The sequence below is a fragment of the Planctomycetia bacterium genome (assembly GCA_021413845.1).
In the GTDB taxonomy this organism is placed as follows: Bacteria; Planctomycetota; Planctomycetia; order Pirellulales; family PNKZ01; genus PNKZ01.
Genome location: JAIOPP010000049.1, coordinates 22,831 through 29,303 on the forward strand (window position 1 = coordinate 22,831; position 6,473 = coordinate 29,303).

General features: G+C 60.7%; 2 protein-coding genes. One reads left to right on the plus strand and one right to left on the minus strand.

What is annotated here, in order from left to right:
- Positions 1–5: 5 nt before the first annotated feature.
- Positions 6–2,069 carry a TolC family protein gene (locus K8U03_08815; protein MCE9604989.1) on the minus strand — a complete coding sequence of 688 codons (2,064 nt, stop codon included), beginning with the start codon at positions 2,067–2,069 and terminating at the stop codon, positions 6–8.
- Positions 2,070–2,304: 235 nt separating this feature from the next.
- Here K8U03_08815 and K8U03_08820 point away from each other — a divergent pair.
- Positions 2,305–6,473 (plus strand): DUF4347 domain-containing protein (locus tag K8U03_08820; GenBank protein MCE9604990.1); only part of this gene is annotated, 4,169 nt, incomplete at its 3' end.

Genomic DNA, 6,473 nt, shown 5'->3' on the forward strand with positions numbered 1-6,473 from the left:
GGGCACTATCGTTGTTGGGTTTCCGAGTCGCGCTCGGCGACGGGTGGGAGCGGCGTAATGCCGGAGGCAACCGGCGGCAAGAGCCGAGCGGAGCCTCCGTATGACGACGCCGGAGCGATGGCCGACGTCACGGCGGGACTCGGCAACGGCTGCATCATGAGCGCCGGTCCGAGGGTGGGCCCGCCGGTCGCGGTTTGATCGTGTCGCAACGAACGCTGCGCCGACTGTATCGATCCGGGCGTCGGCGGCATCGCAGATATCGGGACTGTCATCGATGGGTTAACCGGTAACGGTGCGAGGGGCGGAGGTGAGAATTCCGGCGAACTCGGCGCATGATCGGGTGGCAGTTCCATGAGCGGTTGTAAGGTCGAGACTTCGGTCTGCGGTACACCATCCACAATCACAGTGCTGATTCGAACCCGATCGGCCTGTAGCAACGAGCCCGTCACCGCGTTCAAGTTCGCTAGGGCGACGTTGTAGGCCGCTTCCGCCGCAGCGAAGCCGTATTCCGCGGCGGCAAGGCGTTCTTGGGCGCCGAGTAGGTCGTTCAATACGACGCCGGCCAGTTGCTGGTCGTCGGCCGCAAGCCGCCACCGCGACGTTAGGTATTCGATCTCCGTTTGATCGGCCTGCATCGCTTGATATTTACTGACCATTTCGCGATAAGTCGTCGTCACTTCGCGCACGGCAACTTCGGTCTCGGCACGTACTTGGATCATCGTCTGCTGTAGCTTGTTCGTCGATTGACGGAGCTCGACGAGCCGCTGTGTCATCCGCGCGTTGGCACTTCGGTTGTACAGTGGGTACTCGAACTGCAATCCGGTCCAATACGTCGGCCGCCCTTGTGCGTACTGGCTTACCCAAGCATCGCCGATCTCGGAGTTGCCTTGCAAACCGTAGACGTAGGAGCCGAGCAAGAGATTCAAGACCGGCAAGAGTTCGTTCTTCGAGACATCGGCCTTGACTCCCGCGGCCCGAACTTCCGTAAAACCTTGCTTCACTTCGGGTCGTTGTTGCAGCGCAACCGTCAGCGCTTCGACGAGGTTCGGCTCGGCCGGCTCGTGATAGGGTGACTTGCTCGGCAGCAACTCCGTCGGTTGAGCGTTCAACCGAGGATCGTTGATCAAGGCCCGCAACTTCGTCTCGGCATTGGCGACTTCGGTGGCATAACGAATCACGGCGGCGTCGCGAGTCGCCACGGCGGCATCGGCCCGCACGATCTGACTCTTCGATACGTCGAAATCGGCCCGGCCTTGCAGTTCCCGCTGAATGTCGATAGCCGATTGCTTAAGCTTAATCCGCTGGAGTAAAGTGGCCCGCTGCAGACGCAGATCCCAATAAGCCTTGTGCGTCTCCATCAGGATCGCTTGTAAGTCTTGAATGAACTGCGCGCCGGCTTCCTGCGTGTTGAGTTCGGCCAAGCAGATGACGCTCGTGTTATAGACCTTGCCGCTGCCGTTCAACAACGGCTGTGTGTAGGTCAGCGTCATCCGTGCCGTTCCTTGATTCGGCGGCACGAAGAAGCGGGAATTGTTGTTCTGGTAGCCGAATTTCTGCGCCGCTTCGAATTGACCGCCGATCGTGTTCGTTTTCTTGATTCCCGCGCTCGAGTAAGCCGTTTGATCGATGAATCGGCTTGCGCCACCGGTCGTAAGAAGGTTGCCGACCGGGTCGCTGGTATCGGTAAACTTCGAATCGACGAACGTCCGGGGGTCGAACCGCGACATCGCGTCGGCGACTTGCGTTTCACGAATGATCGGCGAGTCGGAAGCGATCCGCACCTGCGGCGAAAAGCTCAGCACGCCGAGCACCGAGGCTTCCAAATCGATCGAGAGCGGCGTGCGCGTGCCGTCGAGCGGACGCTTGACATCTTCGTTCCACCAGGGTGTGAGCGCCTGGGCCGGAGGTGCTCTGCCATCGACGATCTGTGTCGGAGGCGATATCGGAAGGATTGCCGAACCAGCCGGAGCGATGGGCGCGACCATCGGCACTTGTGCGCGCAACAGCCCGCAGGCGAGCGATCCGCTAAGGATCGTCATCAGCAAGGTTGAGCGAACGCCGAAGTTCATCGCGTTTTTCCGTTCACAGGCGGTTGTGCGACCCCGTGAGAGCGCGCATGCGCTCTAATCCCTCTCATCGTTGTTATCGTCATCAAGCGTACGGAAAGGGTTGTTTCCGTACCTAATCCGTATAGTCCCCCCAGTCTTAATTCTTAGAAACGTCGGAGTTTCGAGATGCATCAGCCGCCTCGTCTATGGTGGCCTAGATTTCCTAGTATCGGACTCCGTGTTCTTCCGTGTTTCTATGACCTCGCTGCGCGCATTCCTTCGAGATCGCTTTCGCTCGCGGCAATACGCCGCCGAACGTCCGCCGGCGGTGCGCGCACTCGATTGCATGCAATTCGAGGATCGAACGCTCTTCAGCGCCACGCCGATGGCCGCCGAGGTGCTGGTCAACACCGACACGACCGGCGTGCAACAGACGCACGTCGAGGCGCAGCAGTCGGTGGCCGCAGATGCGTCGGGAAACTTCGTCGTCGCATGGACGAGCAACGGTCAGGACGGAAGCGGCGCGGGTGTTTACGCACAGCGCTTCGATACCACGGGAAATAAGGTCGGCGGCGAGATTCAGGTCAACTCGACGACCGCCAATGATCAACTCCATGCCTCGGTAGCCGCCGACTCAAGCGGCAACTTCGTGGTTGTCTGGGAAAGTCTGCTCCAAGACGGCGCAGGCTACGGCATCTTTGCCCAGCGCTTCGACGCGTCGGGAAATACTGTCGGGGGCGAGTTCCAAGTCAACACGACGACCTTCAGCGATCAGCGCAGTCCGTCGGCGGCGATGGACGGGGCCGGGAACTTCGTTATCACTTGGTCGAGCTTCGGGCAAGACGGCTCCGGCTATGGCGTTTACGGGCAACGTTACGATGCGAGCGGCGCCGCACAAGGGTCCGAATTTCAGATCGGCACCGCCACGACCGGCGACCAAGACTATTCTTCAGCGACGTTCACGGGAACCGGCGATTTCATCGTCACTTGGACCGGGCAGGATGCCGATGCGACCGGCATCTTCGCTCAACGGTTCAATTCCTCCGGTGTCGCTCAAGGGAGCGAGTTCCAAGTCAACGCGACGACGACCGACGCGCAGATCTATTCATCGGTGGCAGCCGATAGTGCCGGCAATTTCGTGATCGCTTGGGCAAGCAACCTGCAAGACGGCGGAGGCTTCGGCATCTTCGCCCAGCGCTTCAACTCCGCAGGAATTGCGCAAGGAAGCGAATTCCAAGTTAACGTTGCGACGACCGGCGATCAGAGCGCGCCACGCGTCGCCATGGCCGCCAACGGTGCGTTCGTCGTCAGTTGGACGAGCTCCGGGCAAGACGCCGCCGGGACCGACGGCGTCTATTTTCGCCAATACGATTCCGCAGGCGTCGCCCAAACGAACGAAACGCTCGCCAACTCGACGACCTCGGGCAACCAACGCTTCTCATCGGTCGCGATGCAGAGCAACGACAGCTTCGTCGTCGTTTGGAGCGGCAGCGGCTCCGGCGACACGCAAGGAGTCTTCGCTCAGCTCTATGTCGACGGGACGAACCTCGCACCGGTAAACACCGTACCGGGCGCGCAGTCGACGGCCGAAGACACCGGGCTCGTCTTCTCCACGGGCAACGGCAATCAGATCAGCGTCGCCGATGCCGATGCTCAATCGAACCCGCTGCGCGTAACGCTCACGGCGACCAACGGTGCGATCACGCTCGCATCATCGACCGGCATCACGTTCTCGGCAGGCGACGGCACCGACGACCTGACGATGACGTTCACCGGCACCGCGAAGGACATCAACGCGGCCCTCAACGGCCTCACGTTCACGCCGGGGACGAACTTCGTCGGTGCCGCGGGCGTAGCGATCACGACGAACGACCTCGGCTACAGTGGCACCGGTGGAGCGAAGTCCGATACCGATAACGTCGCGATCACCATCTCGGCGCTCAATGATGTCGACGCCGATAGCGGTTCGCTCCTCGTGAGTCTCAACGTCGGCGGCGGTACCGGCACGTTGTCGTTGGCTTCAATGACGGGGTTGTCGTTCATCACCGGCGACGGAACCGCCGATGCATCGATGCAATTTGCCGGAGCGTCGGCGAGCATCAACGCCGCGCTCGACGGCCTCATCTCCTCGGCTTCGTCTCTATCTGTGCCCACCGTCAGTGGTGATTCCGGCGTCTACGAAGCGTCGGACGGCACCTCAGCCGTTGCCGACACATCCGCGGCAGCAAATGAAATCGCAGCAACGGTGCGACACGAACTCGTGATCGTAGACGCGAACATCGAAGACGTCGATCGGCTCATTGCCGACGTACAGGCCAACGCCGACGCGTCGCGACGATTTGAAGTAGTGCGCGTGAATTTTCAGGGGGACGGAGTCAAGCAAATCTCCGACCTGTTGGCCGCATATGACGACTTGAGTGCAATTCACTTGCTGTCGCACGCATCCGACGGAGCGTTGCGACTTGGTGACGTCCAATTGACAAATGCGAATTTCGACAATTACTCCGCCGAAATCGCCCGGTGGCGCGGATCACTCACTGCGGACGCCGACTTGTTGTTCTACGGCTGCGAATTGGCGGCCGGCGAACAAGGCCGGACGCTGCTCACGCGGTTCGAGCAAACGACCGGAGCGGATGTCGCGGCAAGCACCGACAACACCGGCAACGCGCTGTTTGGCGGCAACTGGAATCTTGAATTTACCGACGGCCCGATCGAAACGATCATCGCCGTTAGCGCTACGGCGCAACGTCAATGGATGAACATTCTGAATGTCGCCGTAAATAATACGTCGAGCGGCAGCGCCGACGGCCAAGCATCCCTGACGATTTCGCATCAGTCGACCGGCGCGAATCGATTGATGCTGGTCGGCATCTCGTTTGATCCGCACGGCGATACCATCACGTCGGTCACGTACAACGGAATTGCTCTGACCCGAGTCGGACAGGAATACGATGCATCCACGCACGCCAGCGTTGAAATCTGGGCATTGGTGGCGCCTAGCTCAGGTATACACGACGTCGTTATCAATACTTCGGGCACCTCTTATAACGGTTTGGATGCGGGTGTGATGACGTTCACCGGCGTCGATCAGACGACGCCGCTCGGATCGTTCGCCGGCGCGTTCGGAAAAAGCGCTAGCGCCGCGGTGACGGTCGCCTCCCAAGCAACCGACGTCGTGTTCGGCCTAGTTTCGTCGCATAGCGATACTACTTTGGCGACGCCCGACCCTGGCCAGACAGAGTTCTGGAACCTGCAGATCGCCAAGGCGACGAGTAGCGGCACGCTCGAGGCAGGAGCCGCGTCGGTCGATAGCTCCTGGACCGTTCATAATGAAGACTGGGCGGCAGGCGCGATTTCCATTCGTTCCTCGGGTACCAACACGGCTCCGACGCTCGACGCAACCAAAACGCCGGTGCTCGGCAACGTCGTCGAAGATGCAGGCGCGCCGGTCGGCGCCGTCGGCACGTTGGTCTCGAGCCTGGTCGACTTCGATTCGCCGTCGGGTCAGGTGGACAATGTCGTCGATCCCGATGGAGGTGCGCTGCTGGGTATCGCCATCACCAATGCCGACACAGCCAACGGCAGTTGGTGGTACTCCACTGACAACGGCTCGAATTGGAATGCGCTCGGGGCCGTGTCCGACGGCAACGCGCGCCTGCTGTCGGCCGACGCCAACACGCGAATCTACTTCCAGCCGAGCGCCAACTACAACGGAACCGTCTCCAATGCCGTCACGTTCCGAGCTTGGGACCAGGATACGGGTACCAACGGTTCGACGGCCGACACCACAACCAACGGCGGCACAACAGCGTTTTCGACCGCCACCGATACGGCGGCGATCACTGTCAGCACCGTGAACGATGCGCCGGTCGTCAACGTGCCGAGTCCGCAAACCGCCACGGAAGACGATCCTCTCGTGTTCTCGTCGGGCAACGGCAATGCGATCAGCATCAGCGATGTGGATGCAAGTACGAATCCCGTACAGGTCACGCTCACCGCCATCAACGGCCTGATTACTTTGAACGGCTTGAGCGGGCTATCGTTCGTCACCGGCGACGGGACGGCCGACGCGACGATGACATTCACCGGCACGATCGCGAATATCAATACGGCCTTAAACGGTCTGAGTTTCACGCCGACGACGAACTACAACGGCGCCGCAAGTCTACAGATCGTGACGAACGATCAAGGAAACACCGGCAGCGGCGGGGCTCTCTCCGACACCGATACGATAGCGATCACCGTTAACGCCGTGAACGACGCTCCGGCGAACACGGTTCCCGGCGCGCAAACGACGGCGGAAGACACGACGCTCGTCTTTTCCAGCGGCAACGGGAATCAGATCTCGATCACCGACATCGATGCCGGAAGCGGTTTGATGCAAGTCACGTTGAACGCGACCAACGGTGCCATCACGCTGAGCGG

Bases quoted from the DNA above. Each gene is read 5' to 3' on its own strand.
- K8U03_08815 (MCE9604989.1), bottom strand. From the start codon at position 2,069: ATGAACTTCGGCGTTCGCTCAACCTTGCTGATGACGATCCTTAGCGGA.